This window comes from Methylophaga sp. (assembly GCF_030651745.1).
In genome coordinates, this window is record NZ_JAUSCC010000121.1 from 1 (window position 1) to 19,566 (window position 19,566).

Annotated in this window: 19 protein-coding genes; 6 read left to right on the top strand and 13 right to left on the bottom strand. The window is 44.3% G+C overall.

Annotation, left to right across the window (positions count from 1 at the left end; translation table 11 throughout):
- A partial coding sequence (locus tag Q7V21_RS13720) for a His/Gly/Thr/Pro-type tRNA ligase C-terminal domain-containing protein (RefSeq protein WP_304917828.1) occupies positions 1-562 on the top strand: 562 nt, incomplete at its 5' end.
- A gap of 77 nt (positions 563-639) precedes the next feature.
- On the opposite strand, the gene Q7V21_RS13725 is transcribed toward Q7V21_RS13720, so the two are convergent.
- From Q7V21_RS13725 to Q7V21_RS13780, 12 genes are all read right to left on the bottom strand, one after another.
- Positions 640-1,647 (bottom strand): GTP-binding protein, encoded by a 1,008-nt coding sequence (locus Q7V21_RS13725; protein ID WP_304917829.1) that lies wholly within the window; start codon positions 1,645-1,647, stop codon positions 640-642.
- Between the two features lie 24 nt (positions 1,648-1,671).
- Positions 1,672-2,079: a phosphoribosyl-AMP cyclohydrolase gene (gene hisI / locus Q7V21_RS13730; protein ID WP_304917830.1), complete on the bottom strand. Its 408-nt coding sequence runs from the start codon at positions 2,077-2,079 to the stop codon at positions 1,672-1,674.
- A 79-nt stretch (positions 2,080-2,158) separates the two neighbouring features.
- A complete protein-coding gene (locus Q7V21_RS13735) occupies positions 2,159-2,344 on the bottom strand; it encodes a DUF1289 domain-containing protein (RefSeq protein ID WP_304917831.1) in 186 nt (61 codons plus the stop codon).
- Positions 2,345-2,351: 7 nt separating this feature from the next.
- Positions 2,352-2,792, bottom strand: coding sequence for a hypothetical protein (locus Q7V21_RS13740; RefSeq protein ID WP_304917832.1), 441 nt, complete (start codon positions 2,790-2,792; stop codon positions 2,352-2,354).
- A gap of 118 nt (positions 2,793-2,910) precedes the next feature.
- A complete protein-coding gene (locus Q7V21_RS13745) occupies positions 2,911-3,693 on the bottom strand; it encodes an ABC transporter ATP-binding protein (RefSeq protein WP_304917833.1) in 783 nt (260 codons plus the stop codon).
- Positions 3,690-4,712 carry an iron ABC transporter permease gene (locus tag Q7V21_RS13750; protein WP_304917834.1) on the bottom strand — a complete coding sequence of 341 codons (1,023 nt, stop codon included), beginning with the start codon at positions 4,710-4,712 and terminating at the stop codon, positions 3,690-3,692. Before Q7V21_RS13750 ends, Q7V21_RS13745 begins: the two co-directional genes overlap by 4 nt.
- On the bottom strand, positions 4,712-5,683 hold the full coding sequence (locus Q7V21_RS13755) for an ABC transporter substrate-binding protein (protein ID WP_304917835.1): 972 nt from the start codon (positions 5,681-5,683) through the stop codon (positions 4,712-4,714). The genes Q7V21_RS13750 and Q7V21_RS13755 overlap by 1 nt, the downstream gene beginning before the upstream one ends.
- A 1-nt stretch (position 5,684) precedes the next feature.
- Positions 5,685-7,799, bottom strand: a complete 2,115-nt coding sequence (locus Q7V21_RS13760) for a TonB-dependent receptor (protein WP_304917836.1) — start codon at positions 7,797-7,799, stop codon at positions 5,685-5,687.
- Positions 7,800-7,808: 9 nt separating this feature from the next.
- Complete coding sequence (locus Q7V21_RS13765; RefSeq protein ID WP_304917837.1) at positions 7,809-8,588, bottom strand: hypothetical protein; 780 nt, start codon at positions 8,586-8,588, stop codon at positions 7,809-7,811.
- A 99-nt stretch (positions 8,589-8,687) separates the two neighbouring features.
- The gene (locus Q7V21_RS13770; protein ID WP_304917838.1) at positions 8,688-9,020 is read right to left on the bottom strand and encodes a LysE family translocator; all 333 of its coding nucleotides are present in this window, start codon (positions 9,018-9,020) and stop codon (positions 8,688-8,690) included.
- Positions 9,021-9,080: 60 nt separating this feature from the next.
- On the bottom strand, positions 9,081-10,454 hold the full coding sequence (gene trkA / locus Q7V21_RS13775; protein WP_304917839.1) for a Trk system potassium transporter TrkA: 1,374 nt from the start codon (positions 10,452-10,454) through the stop codon (positions 9,081-9,083).
- 16 nt (positions 10,455-10,470) lie between these two features.
- Positions 10,471-11,916 carry a TrkH family potassium uptake protein gene (locus Q7V21_RS13780; RefSeq protein ID WP_304917840.1) on the bottom strand — a complete coding sequence of 482 codons (1,446 nt, stop codon included), beginning with the start codon at positions 11,914-11,916 and terminating at the stop codon, positions 10,471-10,473.
- A gap of 244 nt (positions 11,917-12,160) precedes the next feature.
- Between Q7V21_RS13780 and Q7V21_RS13785 the strand changes: the two genes are divergently transcribed.
- Together Q7V21_RS13785 and Q7V21_RS13790 are read left to right on the top strand one after the other, a co-directional pair.
- The gene (locus Q7V21_RS13785; protein ID WP_304917841.1) at positions 12,161-13,657 is read left to right on the top strand and encodes an ATP-binding protein; all 1,497 of its coding nucleotides are present in this window, start codon (positions 12,161-12,163) and stop codon (positions 13,655-13,657) included.
- A 10-nt stretch (positions 13,658-13,667) separates the two neighbouring features.
- A complete protein-coding gene (locus tag Q7V21_RS13790) occupies positions 13,668-14,345 on the top strand; it encodes a response regulator (protein WP_304917842.1) in 678 nt (225 codons plus the stop codon).
- 78 nt (positions 14,346-14,423) lie between these two features.
- Here the strand turns inward: Q7V21_RS13790 and gnd are convergent, their stop codons facing one another.
- Positions 14,424-15,884 (bottom strand): decarboxylating NADP(+)-dependent phosphogluconate dehydrogenase, encoded by a 1,461-nt coding sequence (gene gnd, locus Q7V21_RS13795; protein WP_304917843.1) that lies wholly within the window; start codon positions 15,882-15,884, stop codon positions 14,424-14,426.
- Positions 15,885-16,742: 858 nt separating this feature from the next.
- On the opposite strand from gnd, the gene Q7V21_RS13800 reads away from it, so the two are divergent.
- From Q7V21_RS13800 to Q7V21_RS13810, 3 genes are all read left to right on the top strand, one after another.
- Positions 16,743-17,114: a hypothetical protein gene (locus tag Q7V21_RS13800; RefSeq protein ID WP_304917844.1), complete on the top strand. Its 372-nt coding sequence runs from the start codon at positions 16,743-16,745 to the stop codon at positions 17,112-17,114.
- Positions 17,115-17,237: 123 nt separating this feature from the next.
- Positions 17,238-18,644, top strand: a complete 1,407-nt coding sequence (gene dacB, locus Q7V21_RS13805; RefSeq protein ID WP_304917845.1) for a D-alanyl-D-alanine carboxypeptidase/D-alanyl-D-alanine-endopeptidase — start codon at positions 17,238-17,240, stop codon at positions 18,642-18,644.
- Positions 18,645-18,786: 142 nt separating this feature from the next.
- Positions 18,787-19,566 carry a hypothetical protein gene (locus Q7V21_RS13810; RefSeq protein WP_304917846.1) on the top strand — a complete coding sequence of 260 codons (780 nt, stop codon included), beginning with the start codon at positions 18,787-18,789 and terminating at the stop codon, positions 19,564-19,566.

Sequence of the window (19,566 nt, forward strand, 5' to 3'; positions counted from 1 at the left end):
TGATTGGCAATGTGGCACCTTGCAAGTGGATATGAACCTGCCAGAACGTTTCAATCTGGAATATGTAGCAGATGATGGTCAGCGTAAACGTCCGGTCATGTTGCATCGAGCTTTATTTGGTTCACTGGAACGCTTTATTGGCATTTTGCTTGAGCATCATGCTGGCAAATTACCGCTGTGGCTGGCACCGGTTCAGGTAAAACTACTCTCCATAAGTGATGCACACGCCGCTTATGTCAATGATCTGGCCAGCTTTTTTTGTCGTTCAGGGATCCGTGCTGAAGCCGATATTCGCAATGAGAAAATCGGCTATAAAATACGTGAGCATACGCTACAACGAATTCCATTCATGTGTGTTATTGGCGATCAGGAAATGGCCAATGCCAGTGTGGCTATACGTAATCGTGAAGGTGAAAATCTCGGTGTCATGGATATTGAACAGGCGATGGACTTTTTCAGTTCAGCTGCAAAAGCACCGGATGCTGCCGCTGGTGAAATTGAGAAGGAAAGACTTTTTAAACAGCTGCAGTCCAGACGGGTTGCGCCTTTAGCAGCTGAGTAATACCAAAACGTGCAAAAAAACCACCAAGAGAGGCTTCTCTTGGTGGTTTTCATCAGTATCCTGAGTCGTTACAGCATTTATTCAACAATACATGACTGTAATCCAGCCAGAATAACGTCCTTGGGTAAATCACGACCGATAAACACGAATTTGCTCTGGCGTGTTTCATCTTTCCTCCAGGCACTGCCTGCAGCACTGCCCACCAACATATGCACACCTTGCACGATAATGCGGTGCGGCATGCCATCCACGTTTAATACCCCTTTATAACGCAGTAATTGTGTGCCGAATTTTTCCACGATAACCGCCAGCACTTCTTCAAGACGATCCGGATCCAAAGCGCGCTGCTCTGAAAAGACAAAAGAGGCAATATGATCATCATGTGAATGCGCATGCGCGTCTTCATCAAGAAAATCAGGCTCGATCTCCAGAATGGCGTTGAGATTAAAGCCCTGAATATCCAGAATATGATCAATATCTGTCTCACCATGCTTGGCTTGCAAAATGCCGGCTTTTGGATTGATTTTAGTCAGTCTCGCCCGCAGGTCCTGCAGCTGCTGTTCACTGACCAAGTCAGATTTAGTCAGTAAAATACGATCAGCAAAGCCAACCTGCTCTTGCGCCTCATGATGTTGATCAAGTTGATCCGGAGCGTGTTTGGCATCGACTGTCGTCACGATGGCATCCAATATAAAGTTCTGCCGGATGTCATCATCGACAAAAAATGTCTGTGCCACTGGTGCAGGATCAGCGAGACCGGTAGTTTCAATAATGACCCGGTCAAACGTTATCCGTCCATCAGCTTTTTTGGCAGACAGCTCATTCAGAATTCGAACCAAATCGCCACGGACCGTACAGCAAATACAACCATTGTTCATTTCGATGATCTGCTCATCACGGTCCTGAACTAACAGTTCGTTATCAATGCCCTCTTCACCAAACTCGTTCTCTATGACGGCAATACGGTGTCCATGCTGAACACTGAGAATATGGTTGATCAAAGTGGTTTTGCCACTGCCCAGATAGCCAGTCAGAATGGTGACCGGGATTTGTGACGGGGTTTGGTTAGTTGCTGTTTGTGACATAAGTGTTCCTTAATTTAACTACGGTTATTCGGTAACCGGCTCGCTGACGACGACCACTCGGTCTCCGACTATCTGGTTGTAAAAGCAACTTTTCCTGCCGGTATGACAAGCTCCCCCGGTTTGTTCTACAAACACCAGTACCGCATCACCATCACAATCCAGTCGAATTTGCTTCACTTTTTGCTGATGCCCTGATGTTTCGCCTTTGCGCCAGAGACATTGTCTGGAGCGTGACCAATAACAGACTCTGCCGGTCTCAATGGTCTCCAGTAATGCCTCGCGGTTCATCCAGGCCAACATCAACACCTCACCAGTGTCATGTTGCTGGGCAATGGCATTGATTAATCCCTGGTTGTTCCAGGGAAGCGTTGCAATAACCTCTTTGAGATCCAATGAAGTTCCCATCGCCGATTTTTCAAGTGTTTCGATCATGGCTATTTGTCCCTCAGATCATATTGATACGATATATCAAATCTATCACAAATAACAGATTTGCCTAAGGCAAAGTCCCTTACTTTTTATCAACCTTCATTTGACTCATTCTTTTTTTAAGGGAGTTTTGCAGCAAATTTTTGGTGTACGGTTTCATCTTTTTCCATTGCTGGCATTCTTCTCGTGTTCGACCACACCCAGCGCACCACCCTTTGGGTCCGACGAATTCACAGATATCAATACAAGGGCTGTTTGGTTTTATCATGAGGCCATCACGCAACTTTATTTAATGCCGCATCGATACTCGCTTCGAGCTGCCGTAGCCTGTTGAACTCTTCGAAAAGACGTTGCTCTAGATTTTTGAAATTAAGGGGCAGTGTTCGCGAACAGATGTTATATCCCTCACCGATCACGCTATAGCCCTTCCAATTTCTTATTCGGTCTGCCTCCAGCGCTAGAAATGCTTGAATAAAGCGCTGCTGTTGTAGGCAGTCTTCTTCTGCATGCATATGAACAGGGAATTCTTTTTTTTGCAGCTGAGGTGCTTCAATATAGGTTTCAAAATGGATTCCGCCCTGGTTCTGGTTATACCAGTTCTCTTTATAGAGCTGGAGATAAGGACCTCGGTTATAAATATCCCAGCCATCGTCAAACCAACTGGATTGCCTTAAATTTTGCTCAAGGTTACGAAATAACTTTTTTATATCTTTCATTACCTTTTTTTAATCCTTATAAAACGCATGGTCATGGAAATATTTTTGATTCTTCACCCTAGGACTTGTTGATCTTTCTCTTCCGTCGTCTTCAAGCGACGATGATTTACATGGAGAGTTAAACCGCTTTTAAAAAAGCATTTTCCCTTGCTGGTTTTTCAGAATGAAAATGCGGGATCAATATGGTCTGCAGGTCCATCGTCAGCCGTTGAAAATACACATCAAAATGCAGATCCAGTGCCGGCGACATAATGACACTCTGTGTAGCGTCATCTAATTGGATCTCACCGTTATTCAAAACAACAATACGATCAGCAAAACGGGTCGCAAGATTCAGATCATGCATCACCACAATCGCCGTCAGTCCTTCGGCAGTTCGATCCTTGATTCGCTTTAACAGCTGTAATTGATGAGCAACATCCAGCGCCGCAGCAGGTTCATCTGCAAGCAAAATAGCGGGATGTGAAATTAATGATGCCGCCAGCAATACTCTTGCCTGCTCCCCGCCTGAAAGTGTTTTGAATTGACGATCCAGCAGGTTTTCGATATCAAACTCCTGTAGAAAAGCAGCTGCAAAAACACTCGAATCGGCATGCAACTCAAGAATATCGCTAACCCGATAATCCCAATAAATTTCAGAACGTTGCGGCAGATAGGAAAGCTGCTCGGCAATTTCCGCTGAAGTCATTTTTTTAAGCAAACGACCAGCCAGTTTGATGTCACCTTTTTCCGGTCTGTTTAACCCTGAAAGCAGTTTAAGCAAAGTGGATTTTCCAGCGCCATTGGGGCCAACCAACGCTACAAATTGGCCTGTGGGTATAGCGAGATTGATATTGTGCAACAGGGACTTTTGACCCACTTTCACTTTTATGCCTTCTGCTTGAATCGTAAACTCACTCATCGACGTGCTTCCCGAATCAGGATAAATAAAAAGAATGGCGCACCTAACAACGCTGTTAGCAGACCCAGAGGGATTTCGGCTGGTGGCATTATTGAACGGGCGATGCCATCAAATACCATCAGAGCCGCACCGGAACCCAGCGCACTGAAGATCATCAATCGATGATGACGAGGTCCCAACCACCAACGCATCATGTGCGGAATAACCAAACCGATAAAACCAATCAGGCCGCCCCAGACGACGGCCAATGCAGTTACTGCAGCCGCCACCAATACCGCTCGATGCATAAATTTTGAGACATCAAGCCCCATGCTTTTTGCGGCATCTGAGCCCAAACCAAGAATATCCAAGCCTCTGGCCAGCCGCAGACAGCAGATAAATCCAGCCACCGTCAGCAACATAAATACAAAGAATTCCCGCCAGGTTGGTGTTTGAATAGCGCCCAATGTCCAGCTCAGAATCACTTGTAAACTGACGGCATCGTCTGACAATGTCAGCATGATCAAACCACGAATCGCCGTTAGTAATGCTGCAATTGCCACGCCCGCCAATATCAAACCAAAACCACTTTCAACTCTCGCTAATCGGGCCAGACTTACCACCAGCAGCGTGGTTAACCATGCTCCGGCAAAGGCTAATAAAGGTAATAAAAACGGACCCGGTAATAACATCGGTAACATCAGAGCAATGGCGGCGCCAACCGAAGCACCACTGGCACTGCCTAACAGATGTGGTTCGGCAAGCGGATTACGAAACACACCCTGAAAGATCCCCCCCGCCATTCCCAGACAGGCGCCAACACAGAATGCTGTTAAAACACGTGGGATACGCCATTCCAAAATCAGTGTTCGCATTACTGAATCGCGATTACTAAGTGTTTGCCAAAGTTCCATCGGGCTCAATAATTCAGAACCTAACCAGGCAGAAAAAACAAAACACAAAACAACGCCGATACTGATGGTCACTGCAGGAAAATGGGTGCTGAATCGTGACACAGGTTGTAAAACTTGCACGTCCATCAAACGTTTGCCCTGTCGGAAAATATTTGAGGGTGCAGTAATGGCGCCAGATACTCCACACCATCAATGATTCGAGGACCCGGAATTAAAAATAACTCACGGGGCACCATAAAAACCCGATCATCACGAATCGCTTGGATATTCTGCCAGCCGGGACGTTTCTTAATAGTTTCTACACTGCCCTCATTACGGGCAACCAAAATAACATCAGGGTTGGCGGCAATAATGGCTTCGCCGCTGACCTGATTGATATGATCAAGATCAGCAAATATCGATTCTGCCCCTGCCTGTAATAACGCGTCGAAGGTGTAATGGCCTTTGCGGATCGTCGTAAAATTACCGCGATCATTCTGGCCGGTTTCAAAATACACTCTCGGACGTTGAACACCATCTAATTGCCTGTCGATCATGCTTAACCGACGCTGTAATTGTGCAACGACCTGATCCGCATGTTTTTCATTGCCCAGCACCTGGCCGAGCAAATTCAGGTTGCTGAAGATTTCTTGCAAATCACGATGTAACAACACCACAACCGGCACACCAATAGTTTCCATGGGTTTTAGCAAGGTATTAACCGCTTGCCGTGCCGGTGTCATCACTATTAAATCCGGCTCTAACCGGGCGATGGCTTCAACTGAAAAACCAAGGCGTCCACCGATAATGGTTCGTCCCTCTCGAATATCCGGTGGAAAACGGGTGAAATCTTCAATGCCAACAATTCGGTCGGTGGCTCCCAAAGCATGCAGTAATTCGGTATTACTGGCAAAAATCGACACAATACGCTGAGGTGGTTGAGCAATGTGAATTTGCCGCCCCAGTGCATCCGTGACCGTTATCCCGGATGAAGCAGAATCACCAGCACTTTTAGCCATCATCGGCATCAATGTCAGCGCCAGCATTGCCGCTTTGAGGCAATGCCGGCGGGAGACATCAAAAGAACTCGTTGCGTGATGGTTGGGCAACTTGAGCACCTTAAAAATCCAGCTTTAACCCGGCGTACAATTCCCGTCCTGGCATGCTGTTACCGCGTCCGCCACTGGAAAAAGCAGGATCCGAAATATAAGGCGTTTTATTCAAGGCAATAAATAATGGGTGCTCGTTTTTATCGAACAGATTATTTATGCCGGCGAATAATTGCAGGTTTGAAGTGGCCTGATAACTGCCGCGAAGATTAAACACCCAGAATGCTGATTTTTTATGCACGTAGTCACGTGAGGATTCCGCCAGAGGAGTTAGCAAGCGTTCTTCCGTGTCATACCAGACTGGGCCTCTTAATATACCGGTCAGGTTCAGCTCCCAGCGGTTCTGACTCAATACGGTACCAATACCGGCCTGATACTTGTAAATACGCTGGATCCGATCGGTGTTGAGCGTGTCAGGCGCGCCCTTGTCACGCATATGAAAATGGTAACTGCCATTGGCAAACACCCGCCAGTTCACATCCGTCTGCAACAAAGAAGACAAGTTGGCTTCTAATTGCAGATCAACACCTTTCAGCTCAATATCATCGTCATTATTTTCATAGATACTGCGTCCATCCGCATTGGGACGGGTGGTAATACGGTCACTGATACGATTATCAAAAACGGCAATATCGCTGAACAACCACTCGTTGGAAAATGACATGCCGACTTCAATCTGATGATTGGTTTCATTGTCCAGATTTGGATTACCGATAATTTGCGAACCACCAAAGGTTTCAAAATCAGCAGCGAGTTCGGTGGCGGTTGGTGCTCTGAAACCAGTGGCATATCCGGTTCTGAGTTTTATCTGATCGGTGAGCCGATAAGCGGCCCCCAAACTATGGGTAAATTCATCATAGTTTTCTGATCGCTTGATGAGCTCAAGTCCTTTGGTTGGCTGCAAAGTGGTTTTACCATCGGTATAACGTCCTCCGGCTCGTAATGTCAGCCGATCATTGAGCACCGTCTGGATAACTTCACCCCAAACGGCCCCCACGCGTTCATCTTGATCGTTATCATATGGTGCTGCTCTGACCTTCTCACCTGTATTTCTTGATGTATTAAACCGATCATTTCTCAGTTCACTGTATTCAAGATCGGCACCGATCCTCAGTTCAGTTGATTGTGTGGCATTCCATTCCGTCAGCAAGCGTAAACCATAAATATCCAGCACCCGTTCGTTATCCAGTTTAAGAAACGTCCGGTTTTCCCAGTTAAAATGATCGACATCCCTGACAAGATAGGCATGCGCATTCCAGGCCAAATCACCCGTTGGGTTTTGTCCGTCGTAGCTGAAATCTATCGAATGATTCTTCCGATCTTCATCGCCCTCTGGTGCCCAGCTTGAACCACGAAATCCAGCGTTGTAGATGCCGTCAGTTCGCATTGTTAAATCAAACCGGTGAAAATCATTCAAATCCAATCCACCGGCCACTAAGGCACTGCGTCTTTCCCATGCTGTGTTATGCATGGATTCTCTGCTTCCTCTACCGGAGTCATAATCATCACGCTCACTGGCACCAATACCAAAATAGAAATCGGCGTTTTCACCCTGATATGCTGTATGCGCATGGCCTTGTTTTAATGACCAGGAACCACCGGAAAGGTTAATGCTGCTGCCTGAAGTATTACTGCCATTACGGGTAATAATATTGATTACTCCGCCCATTGCCTGACTGCCATAGGCGACTGATGCCGGTCCTCTTATAATTTCAATGCGTGATACATCACTTAAACTGAGTTTGGATATATTTGCCGTCCCTGCTCGTCTGCCGTTCACTAATACCAGCGTTTGGCTGCGAAAATCACGACCCTGGCCATCGGTTGCCCCGCCACGGATATTGATGGAGGTTTGAGCAGGTGTCCATTCACTGAAAAATCCCACTGCATTTTCGGCCAGTAAGTCGGTTATCGAACGGGCTGAGGAACGTCTTATCTTCTCTTCCGAAATGACTTGAATGGTAGTAGCTACCTTATCAAGTGTTTCACTGCGTCCTGATGTTGTTACGATCATTTCATCCAGAGTCATCACAGCAGCATCTCGCTGAGCCATCAGTAATGGACTGTGCAATGTCATGATTCCAACGGACAGATAAAAAACAGGTGCTAAACGGCCTGGTTTCATTGTTACTCCCTAATTAAATTGCCAGATGAGAACAGCACTTTTTTTCGCAGCCGTTGCGTAAAAAGCATTGCCATCAGATTGAAGAAATTCGTCTAAATATTTTGAAAGCGCTTCCGCGAGCCGAGGCTCGGCAGATGGATTGAATGTATTCTGAAAATAGTCATTAGCCTGATGGTAATCGGCAAAACTCTGCCGGAAAGTCCAATCCATCATGGTGATGGTATCTGGCTGCATGGCAGGGCCAAGATGTTCCAGAATGGTATCCAGAGACGACCCAATTGTTTCACCATGTAAATGCTCCGGTAAAAAACCACTTAAACATTTGCCATGTGGGCCATTCTGCGCCGGTACTATCCATATCATCAGCCGCCCGGTCAAGCTGCGTTGCCATCGCCAAAAGGTTTTAGTGTCATACACCGGACCGCTGGTATTGGCTGCCAGACTGACGTCATGTATTTCAAGCTCATGCTTATTCAACTGCTGCCAGCAATAAGGCAATACACTAAGTTGGTAAGGCAATGACGTGGCATGCATTTTCAGCTGGTCAACGAGAAAAGCATTGGGTTCTATGGCGGTCCAGCTTGCATTTTCAGCGAGTATCTCCCGGCTTATAGTGCCAACTCCGGCGCCTATATCGAGTAATTGTGTCTGCGGACCAATTAACTCAAGCAGTCGTGCTCCAACATTATTTGCATAATCTGACTGCTCAATACCTTTAAGATATAACGCGGCTTGCTGGTCATTCCATATTGAAGCTAATGGTGATTGAACTGTTTTTTGTGCTGTCATGGAATTCTTCAGATCTGGATAATTTAGACATGATATATCATATCATTTATTTATCAACAACCACTTACTCGCAATGATTGTCGCAGTTGCGGTAGTGCGTTAAGTAGCACTCTCCAGTAATAAATTCATTGTCAGTAACACAAAAACCAGTGCTGTAAGACGACTTAGATAAACATAGGCGTTGGTTTTTTGCCTCAGCCACTGCCCCAGCTGTCCCGCTATAACGGCAACACTGCTGAAAATAATGAACGAAATAACACCGAAAGTAGCTCTCAATAAGATAATTTGCGGGGTGATCGCGCCATATTCCGGATCGGCAAATTGCGGCAGAAACGCCAGGAAGAAAATACTAACTTTTGGATTGCTGATATTCATAATAATGCCGCGCAGATATAACGCTTTATCACTTACCACCACACCTTCTTCTGACATGGTTGATGGTTGCCCTTAAAAATCTGCCGCGTCAGAAAGAGCAAATTAGAAAAACCTGATTTACAGAAACTCAAATCCAACTTGAAACAGTTTTTCTACCTCGTCGACATCGTGTTGCTCAGTTAGAAAGATGACAAGATGATCGCCACTTTCAATCTCGATATTTTTTTCGGCAAATAAAATCTGTTCTTTACGTAATATTGCCCCGACAGTAGCGCTTTTAGGCAATTTCAATTCTGCCAGGGTTCTGCCGACCACCTTAGATGTTTGTTTATCGCCGTGGGCCACAATCTCAATGGCTTCTGCAGCTCCTTGTCTTAACGAATGCACAGTGATTACATCGCCACGGCGGATATGAGTTAATAAGGTACCAATGGTGATTTGTGCTGGTGATACGGCTATATCAATACTGGTGCCTTCTACCAGCTCAACATGACTGGCTTTGCTGATAATCGAAAAGGTTTTACGCGCCCCCAAACGCTTGGCGAGCATCGCTGAAAGAATGTTGGCTTCATCATCATTGGTGACTGCACAAAACACATCGGTTTTATGAATATTTTCTTCTTTAAGCAAATTGGCATCGCCGACATCACCGTGCAATACAAGAGTTTTATGCAGATCTTCAGCAATAATCCGTGCACGAGTTTCATTATGTTCAATAATTTTAACGTTATGTGATTTTTCCAACCGTTGTGCCAGTTGCTTACCTATCTGCCCACCTCCGGCAATAAAAATACGTTGATAAGGTTGATAATCTTTTTTGAATACTTTTACCAGCTCACTGATTTGATGTTTTTCGGCCAGAAAAAACACTTCATCATCTGCTTGAAGGGTAATTTTTCCTCCCGGTGGAATCGCACTCTCATCACGAAAGATAGCAGCGATACGCATTTGTACTTTGGGCAATATGTCCAACAGATCATGAATGGCTTTACCATCCATAATGCTTTCAGCATCCACTTTGACAGCGACCAAGCGCGCGCGATCACCGAAAAATGTCAAAACCTGCAAAACTTCAGGTTGTTCAATCAGGTGGGTAATGTAATCAGTCACTAATTGTTCTGGGCTGATAATGACATCAATTGGCACGGCATCTAGGGCAAATAACGCCGGATATTCCAGATAATCTGTGGCTCGAATACGTGCCAGTTTTTTGGGTGTATTAAATAATGAGCTGGCAATCTGGCAGGCAATCATGTTGATCTCATCATTATGCGTCACCGCTATCAGCATATCGGTATCTTTAATACCAGCCCTTAGCAATGTGCTCGGATGAGCGGCATGCCCCACCACTGTGCGAATATCCAGATGCTCTTGAAGACGTTCCAGCAACGCAGGATTTTGATCAATTACTGTTACATCATTGCCTTCATTGGCCAAACTTTCAGCTGTGGAACCGCCTACTTGTCCAGCTCCCAGAATAATTATTTTCATCTGCTAAACCTCTTTGTTAGTTACGCCAATAGGCTGGCAGAAATAAGATCAATAAGGTGAATACTTCCAGGCGGCCGACCAGCATGGCAAATATCCCCAGCCATTTCACCGTAGCATCAACAGTAGCAAAATTCGATGCCACCTCCCCTAAACCCGGTCCCAATAAATTAATCGTTGCGACCACTGCCCCAAACGCTGAAACCAAATCCAAACCCGCAGCCATCATCGCTACGGTAAGCAGTAGTGCTGTGACAATATAAAGTACGTAAAAACCCCAAATCGCAAACAATACTGTCTCAGATACCGGGCGCTTGCCCAACTTGACCACCGAAACCGCTCGGGGATGGACCAACAACTCAAGTTGCCGTAAACCAAGTTTCGCTAACAACATCACTCGCATAACTTTGATGCCACCAGATGTGGATCCGGCGCAGCCACCGATAAATGACAAAATGACCAAAATTAACGGGATATGTAATGGCCACTCGGCAAAAACAGCGGTACCAAAGCCGGTACTGGTCATAATGGAAGCTACCTGGAATGCAGCATAACGAAAAGCTTCCCATCCCCCCGCATAAGCACCGGAAAAATACAGGCTGATCGCGATAAATACACTGGCGAAAACAAATAACAAACCAAAGGTTTTCACTTCAGGATCTTCTGCGTAAGGTGTCATTAATCGATGTCTCAACACCAGAAAATGCACAGCAAAATTGACCCCTCCGGCCAACATAAATACGATGGCAATCGCCTCAATCAAAGGGCTGTTAAAATAAGCGATGCTATCATCATGAGTAGAAAAGCCACCTGTTGCCACGGTGGTAAAGGCGTGACCAATCGCATCAAACAGACTCATACCTGCGAACCAGTAAGCTAATGCACAACTTACCGTGAGCAACACATAAATTAGCCATAGAGATCGTGCAGTTTCGGCAATACGTGGGGTTAATTTTTCATTTTTAGCCACACCTGAGGTTTCCGCGCGATACAGCTGCATCCCACCTACTCCCAATAAAGGCAGAATCGCAACAGCCAAAACGATAATACCCATCCCGCCCAACCATTGGATTTGCTGACGATGATAGAGAATGGATTGAGGTAATTGATCCAAACCAACGATGACAGTCGCACCTGTAGTGGTAAAGCCGGAAATGGATTCAAACACAGCATCCGTGAAATCAAGGTGCAAACTAAGATAAAACGGTAACGCGCCCACCAACCCAAGTAAAAACCAGAATAACGTAACCACCAAAAAACCATCTCGAACTGACAGCTCTTGCCGTTGATGGTAATTACCTAACCACAAAATCAATCCAACCAAAAACACAATCAGACTGGAACCGATAAAGGTCATCCACTGTGCATCGTTATAGATCCAAGAGACGACTAAAGATGGCAGAAAACTGAGACTGTAAAACATTAGCAACAAACCAAACAGTCGAATAATGGCGCGCCAATGCATTAGAAATTGGCCTCAAGAGAACATATCTGCTGATAGCGCCAAGGTGTAATATGTTTTTCGAACACACAATCAAAACACGGCATCAAACTTTCCATCCAAAACATTTATCGTGGAAGGATTATTCGTGTCATGTAGTTCAAAGTCAGCTAAAAAAAAGATAAAAATTTTATATAAATTTTACTTTTTTAATGGCGAATTATTGTTAACACTGGTATCAGATATAACACCTTAGAGCGAAGTCGCTATGCGTTATTTATCAACTAACATTTCTATCAAACAGTATCTGCTGGCCATTGGGTTGATTATAGTCATCGTGCTGTTTGCTCAAGTGCTAAATCGTTATCTGCCCTATACCAGTCTTTTGTTACTGTTTCTGGCAGGTGTTTTATTGGTATCGGCTAAAACCAGTATTGGTCCTGCATTATTAAGCAGCATATTAAGCTTTCTAAGTTTCAATTATTTTTTCACCGAGCCTTATCACAGCTTTAATATGCTGCATAAAGTTGATGTTGCCACGTTAGTTATCTTTCTGATGGTTGCACTGATGACGGCGCATTTAGCTACGCAAATGCGTGAAGCAATTGCAAAACAAGAAGCCGCGTTAAACCGTCTATCTCATTTCTATGACTTCAGCCAAACCCTATCGTCGGCGACTAATACGGAATCTTCTATCGAAATTCTAAAGCAGGCTTTACACCGTGTTTTATCTAACGATGGTCAGGTAGAAATTGCCACCCTGCATGATTCGCAATTGATTATGCACTCACAACAATTTACCACCGGTCATCCTGGTGAAGAGATGTTTAAACATATGTTTTCCAAACAGTTAAAAACAGAGTTTTGGCATAAAGGCTGGTTATTTTTCCCCTTGAGTTCGGATGACAAGCAGCTTGGTCTGGTAGCAATTAATGAACGGATCAATGAAAAACAAATGGCTGCAATTCAAACTTTCTGCCAACTTACCGCGGTAGCTTTACAACGAACTAATCTGGTAGATGAATTAGCAAAGACCAAATTAATCGCAGAGACCGAACAATTAAGAGCCACATTACTATCTTCGGTCTCGCACGATTTACGTACACCACTCTCCTCTATTATTGGTGCAAGCTCATCTTTACGCGAATACTCCCAGCAATTATCAATCGATGATCATCAATTATTGCTACAGACCATTGAAGATGAAGCACATCGCCTTGACCGTCACATTCAAAATCTACTGGATATGACGCGTTTGAGTCAGGGAAAGCTTAACCTGAACAAGGAGTGGATAGATATTGATGATCTGGTTAACGGCGCGATAAATCGCTTGGGACATTTGTTGGATGATGTCGAGCTGGAGCTCAATTTAACCGAAGATACTCCAATGCTATATGTGCAGGGGCTCTTTATCGAACAAGCTATTTTTAATCTGCTGGATAATGCTATTCAACATCATTCTGCAGAGCTGAAAATAAGTATAAACGTATATCATGATAACGAATGGATCTCGCTGGATATTATCGATAACGGCCCTGGTATTCCTCTGTCTGAAAAAGAGAAAATATTTAATATGTTTTACAGTCTCACACAGGGGGATCGTCATAAATCCGATAGCAAGGGAACAGGCATGGGACTAGCAATATGTCGGGGCATGGTTGAAGCTCACGGAGGTCAGGTTATGGCATTAGACAACCCCTCTGGCCGGGGCACAATGATGCAGATCAAACTGCCAATTACAGCTTTGAACAGTGTTACGAATTAAGCACTCCTCAATGGCAACCATATTAGTCATCGAAGACGAAGCCCAGATTAAGAAGTTTTTAAGAATCAGTCTTGAAGCACATGATTATCAGGTGCTTGAAACCAGATTGGGTGAACAAGGTTTAGCCATGTTAGTTGAGCAGCAGATTGATTTACTTATTCTCGATCTAGGGTTGCCGGATATGGATGGCCAAGATGTCATTAAAGCCCTACGGAAGTGGTCTCAGATCCCAATTATTGTTCTATCGGTTCGATCTAGCGAAGAAGAAAAGGTTCAGGCATTAGATGCTGGTGCCAATGATTATGTCACTAAACCTTTTGGCATCAGTGAGCTGATGGCTCGTGTGAGAGCATTACTGAGGATCAATGACAACACTATAACTTCAAGCAGTAAGCGCGAGCTAAATGGACTGTTTATCGATCTCGCCGAATATCAGGTTAAACTGGATAATCACCTGATCCATTTATCGCGCAAGGAATTTGAGCTACTTCGTTTACTTACAGAGCAGCCCGGTCATATTCTGACGCATCGTTATCTAACTCAAGCCATCTGGGGCGAAAGTTTTGTTGATGAAACGCATTATCTTCGGGTTTTAGTACGTCAACTTCGTCATAAACTAGGTGAAAAAACCATTCAACCAAGATTTATTGAAACCGTTCAAGGTGTGGGTTACCGCTTTAAAGTTTGACGTTATCAATCCAATAAACATTGAATATCCCCCCCAGCGGTATGAAAGAAGATCATATCGCTGGGGTATCAGAAAAATTTAAACGTCGTAGTTACTGGCGGATACATCCCCACCCCGCCCCGTCCAGTTGGTGTGAAAAAACTCACCTCTGGGTTTGTCCAGACGCTCATAGGTGTGTGCACCGAAATAATCGCGTTGTGCCTGTAACAGGTTTGCTGGCAGACGTTTACTTCGATAGCCATCGTAAAATGATAAGGCGCTGCTGAACGTGGGTACCGGTACACCGATTTCAATGGCTTTAACCACGGCTTTTCGCCAGCCGGGCAATGCTTCGGTGATGGCTTCTATAAAGAATTCATCCAGTAACAAATTCTGCAATGTTGGATTACGTTCAAACGCATCACGGATTTTGGATAAAAACTGACTGCGAATAATACAGCCTCCGCGCCACATCATCGCAATGCCACCATAGTTCAATTCCCAGCCATAGGTTGCCGCGGCTTCACGCATCAACATATAACCTTGTGCATAGGAGATGATTTTGGAGGCATAAAGCGCATCCCGGATTGCATCAATCATTTCCCGTTTATCCCCGTTAAAAGGAATAGCCTGTGATGGTAATACCTGGGATGCCGATACCCGCTCATCTTTCAGAGCCGACAAACAACGAGCAAAGACAGCTTCACCAATCAAGGTCAGTGGTGTTCCCAGATCAAGGGCATTCATGCCTGTCCATTTACCCGTGCCCTTTTGGCCTGCTGTATCCAGAATATGGTCGATCAATAAACTGCCATCAGGCTCTTTGACTTTCAGTATGTCACGGGTAATTTCAATCAGGTACGAGTCCAACACCCCTTCATTCCATTCAGCAAACACTTGTTGAATTTCATCGCCAGTCAGGCCCATACCTTCACGCATCATTTGATAGGCTTCACAGATAAGCTGCATATCCCCGTATTCAATACCGTTGTGCACCATCTTTACATAATGGCCTGCACCATCATTACCTACCCAGTCACAACATGGTTCACCATCAACCTGTGCAGAGATGGATTGGAAAATATCTTTAATTGCTGGCCAGGCAGCCTTGTTACCACCGGGCATCAAAGATGGTCCCTGGCGTGCCCCCTCTTCGCCGCCAGAGACACCACTGCCAATAAACAGGATGCCTTTCTGATGAAGCTGCTGAGTCCGTCGGTCACTGTCGTTAAATAATGAGTTACCGCCATCTATGATGATGTCGCCTTTCTCAAGATACGGTAACAGTTGCTCGATAAAACTATCGACCACCTCACCCGCCTTTACCATCAACATAACTCGGCGAGGTTTGATCAACGTTTCGGTAAATGTTTTTAAATCATGGCAAGCGATAATCTGACTGTCTTTAGCCGGGCCGTCCATAAACTCATCCACTTTCGCGGTGGTACGGTTGTAAACGGCGACTTTGAAGCCTTTATCATGGATGTTTAAGGCGAGATTCTGGCCCATAACGGCCAGTCCAACAATACCAATGTCAGCCATTTGAGTGACGATTTTCATACGATTAAAACCTTAATTAATGGGAAGTTTTTGTCTTTATGACTGCCACAATACTTAACAAGGGTTAATCTGTAAAACAGGTAATTTATGTAAATATAATCGTATAAAGCGATTTGACATAATCATTTGCTGCTGTCATTCAGAATTCAGCACTAAACGCATCCATATCTGCTCTGATTTTTATGTGACGCAGTTAACATTAATTGGAATATTTGCCATGTTTTGTCGCAAATTTTGTGAAGCAGTTAACATTTTTAGACTTAACAGCTTTGTTTATTCGACTTATTTCGATACAAAGCAGCCAAATTCGTCGCTACAAATCATTGTAAATAAAAGACTTTCGACTTTTTCTTAGGGATTATGGGGAAGATTTTCCAGCTAAAACAGGAATTATTCATTTACAGTAACTCACGTAACCGTAGTAATAATAAGCATGCAACTTACCCGTTAATCTAATCATATTGGCTTAACGGAAATACTAATACGTTGTTAAAATCAGGGAGATATCATTATGGCGAGTTACTATTTAGATTCAAATCCTAATCTACCCAATAATGGGTGTGATATTCATCATGTCTGCCCGGAAACCTGTCCCAATTTACCGCCAATGATTGAGCGGATTGAACTGGGAGATCTACCAGATTGCAAAACGGCAATTCATGTAGCCAGAAGAAAATTTTATAACCATGCCCACCTCATCAGTGAATGTTCTCATTGCTCAGACTCCACGCCACACTAAAATCAATCGCAGTGGACCGCTCTCGTTAAATTAATTCCTTTTTTATTTCCTGAGATGAAATTTTAGTATCTGCCCGGATGGCATTATGCTATTCGGGCGACATTATCAAAGGATTTAATATGTCAGATCCACGTTTTATTACAAATCCGCAGCAGCACACCAGCGACAAGCTGCACCAGACAAGAACGCTGACAATCATCATATATGCTTTACAGGCGATGTCATTTCTTGTTGGTTTGACGTTTTTAGTAGCTGTAATTATTAACTACATTAAACGTGATGATGTTCGTGGTAGCTGGCTAGAATCCCATTTCCGCTGGCAGATCCGCACCTTCTGGTTTTGCCTTTTGTGGGGTTTGCTTGGTGCCTTTTTAAGTGCGGTGGTGATTGGCTATTTTATTCTGCTGGCAAATGCCATCTGGGTCATCTATCGAATCGCAAAAGGCTGGATAAATGTTGTGGACAACAAACCCATGTATAAACATCGGTAATCGCTAAATTCAGTAGCGTTGAGGGATGGGTTAAAACAAGGACACTTTGTTTTAAATAAAACGTCGTTTTTCATGTTAGGCTTTGCAGTCCTTTTACCTTAACCTTATGTACTACTGGATTGTATGACCAAATATCTTGCTCTCTCGCTACTGCTTTTTACTAGTGTTCCAAGCTTTGCTACACAAGTTTTCACCAACCCCGGTCTGAATGGTAATCCGACACCTGAAGGTGCCGATATTGCGTTGTATGTGTTGGATGCATCCAACGGCAAAGAATTATATTCAGAGCGCGCAGAGCAATTCCAGCAACCTGCCAGCCTGCAAAAAATCATTACCGGTCTGGCGGCTCGATTAGTCCTTGATAAAGATTTTCGCTTTGAAACCACGGTTGAAACAACTGATAGAGATGTCATCATCAATTTCACTGGTGATCCTACCTTTACCCGTACTCACTTGCGTACGCTGGTTGAAAAACTCAAACTCAAACAAACCACGATTCAGGGAAATCTCTATTTGAATGGCGGCGCTTTTGATACCTCAGAACGTGCTGTCGGCGTGCCATGGGATATTATGGGTGTGTGTTATAGCGCCCCTTCCAGCAGCATTACTATGAATGGTAACTGCATCTACGGAAAAATCGAGGGAACCACTGAAGCCCCCGTCAAAGCGCTTAAAGCCAGTGGCTCTCCTTATATAAACATCAGTGCCGGTGACATCATTATTCGACAAGGTCTGGAAAACCAGAATATCGATTGTGATCTGAAACTCACTGCCGATAACAACAATCGTTATTCGCTGGATGGTTGCGTGGCTTCCAATCGCTTACCCGTCAATTTTCATCTGGCTGTACAAAATACCACGCTGTATTTAAGTAAAATTCTGCAGGAAGAGTTGGACCGCGCCGGAATACAGTTAAACGGCAAAATCATGCGTAATGATAAAGCGACCGGTACCGTTATAGCATTGCATCAATCTGAACCATTGATGAAACTGATCGATATCATGATGAAACGCTCTGATAACCTGATTGCCGATAACCTGCTTAAAACCGTCGGCCGGGTTTATTACAAACAACCAGGCAGTTATGAAAATGGTGCCGCCGCAGCCAAAGCGGTATTAAAGGAAAAAGCCAATATCGATTTATCACGCGCCATTATCATGGATGGTTCAGGTTTATCACGTAATAACCGTGTGACAGCAAAACAGTTAATTCAGGTTGTACAGTATATTTTTGGTCATAAAGAACTGGGATTGATTGAAACCATGCCGGTATCAGGCCAATCAGGAACACTGCAATATCGCAGCAGCCTGGTCAACGCACCGTTGATCGGACAAGTTTCAGCTAAAACCGGCTCGATTTACGGTGTCTATAATCTGGCCGGTAAAATCAATACCAAATCAGGTAAAACACTTTATTTTGTCCAGTTACTCTCCAACTATCATCCTGAAAGTGATAACCGGAATATTGCTCGTAAACCGCTCAGAGATTTTGAACGCAGTTTCTACGAAAAGTTATACAACAACCATTGATACCCAACGGCGACTAAAGCAAATCTCGTAGGAGATTTGCTATCACTAGGGTTAAGCTGATGATCAGCAGTTTTAAACCGCTGCTGATCTATTGTTTACCTGGCAGCTCCATCCAGTTCTAGAAATAATAACTCTGGTGTTGATGATGAAAAACACAACTCTTACAAAGTTAATCTCCCAACAAATTCAGCAAAATGATGAGCGTGTTTTTGATGTCAATTGGCAAGGCTCCCGATTTTGGATAAAGCAGGCAGAAGCCAGCAGCTCTACAATTTGGCATTTGTTTAGTGCTCTTATCGCCAAATTGACTGATAACCCATTATTCACACCAACTGTAACCAGAGATGGATACTCCGCATTAACAGGCGAAATTCAACGAATTAATCAGTTGAATGATCAAGGTGCATCGGTCCCCCAAATTATTGCTTCCGGCGATAATTGGTTTGCCACAGCCGATCATGGCACGACTCTGCAGAAATTATTTAAACGCTCTGAACTGAACGAACAACAACTGCAACATATTCTGCAACAGGCCGCTATCGCATTAGCGAATCTGCATAACATCAATGCATGGCATGGCCGTCCTGCGTTAAAAGATATGCTGTGGGATGGTGAAAAAGTCACGTTAATTGATTTTGAAGAAAACCCGATAAACCACCTTACGCCTGTCCAATGTATGAGCAGGGATATCTTTCTGTTTATGCACAGTGTTGTACGTTTTTATGAAGTAGATAACCCGGTGGTTTTGGCGGTATGGCATAGTTATTGTGAAAACGCTGCTGAAGAGATCAGTCAGTCTGCAATACAGTTGGCGAAAAGCATGACCTGGTTATTCTGGCTGAGTAACATCAGTCGACACTTTGCTGGCAATGATGTACGTCAAACCTATAAAGCCCTGTATTTCTTTAGAAAAATCGTTTGA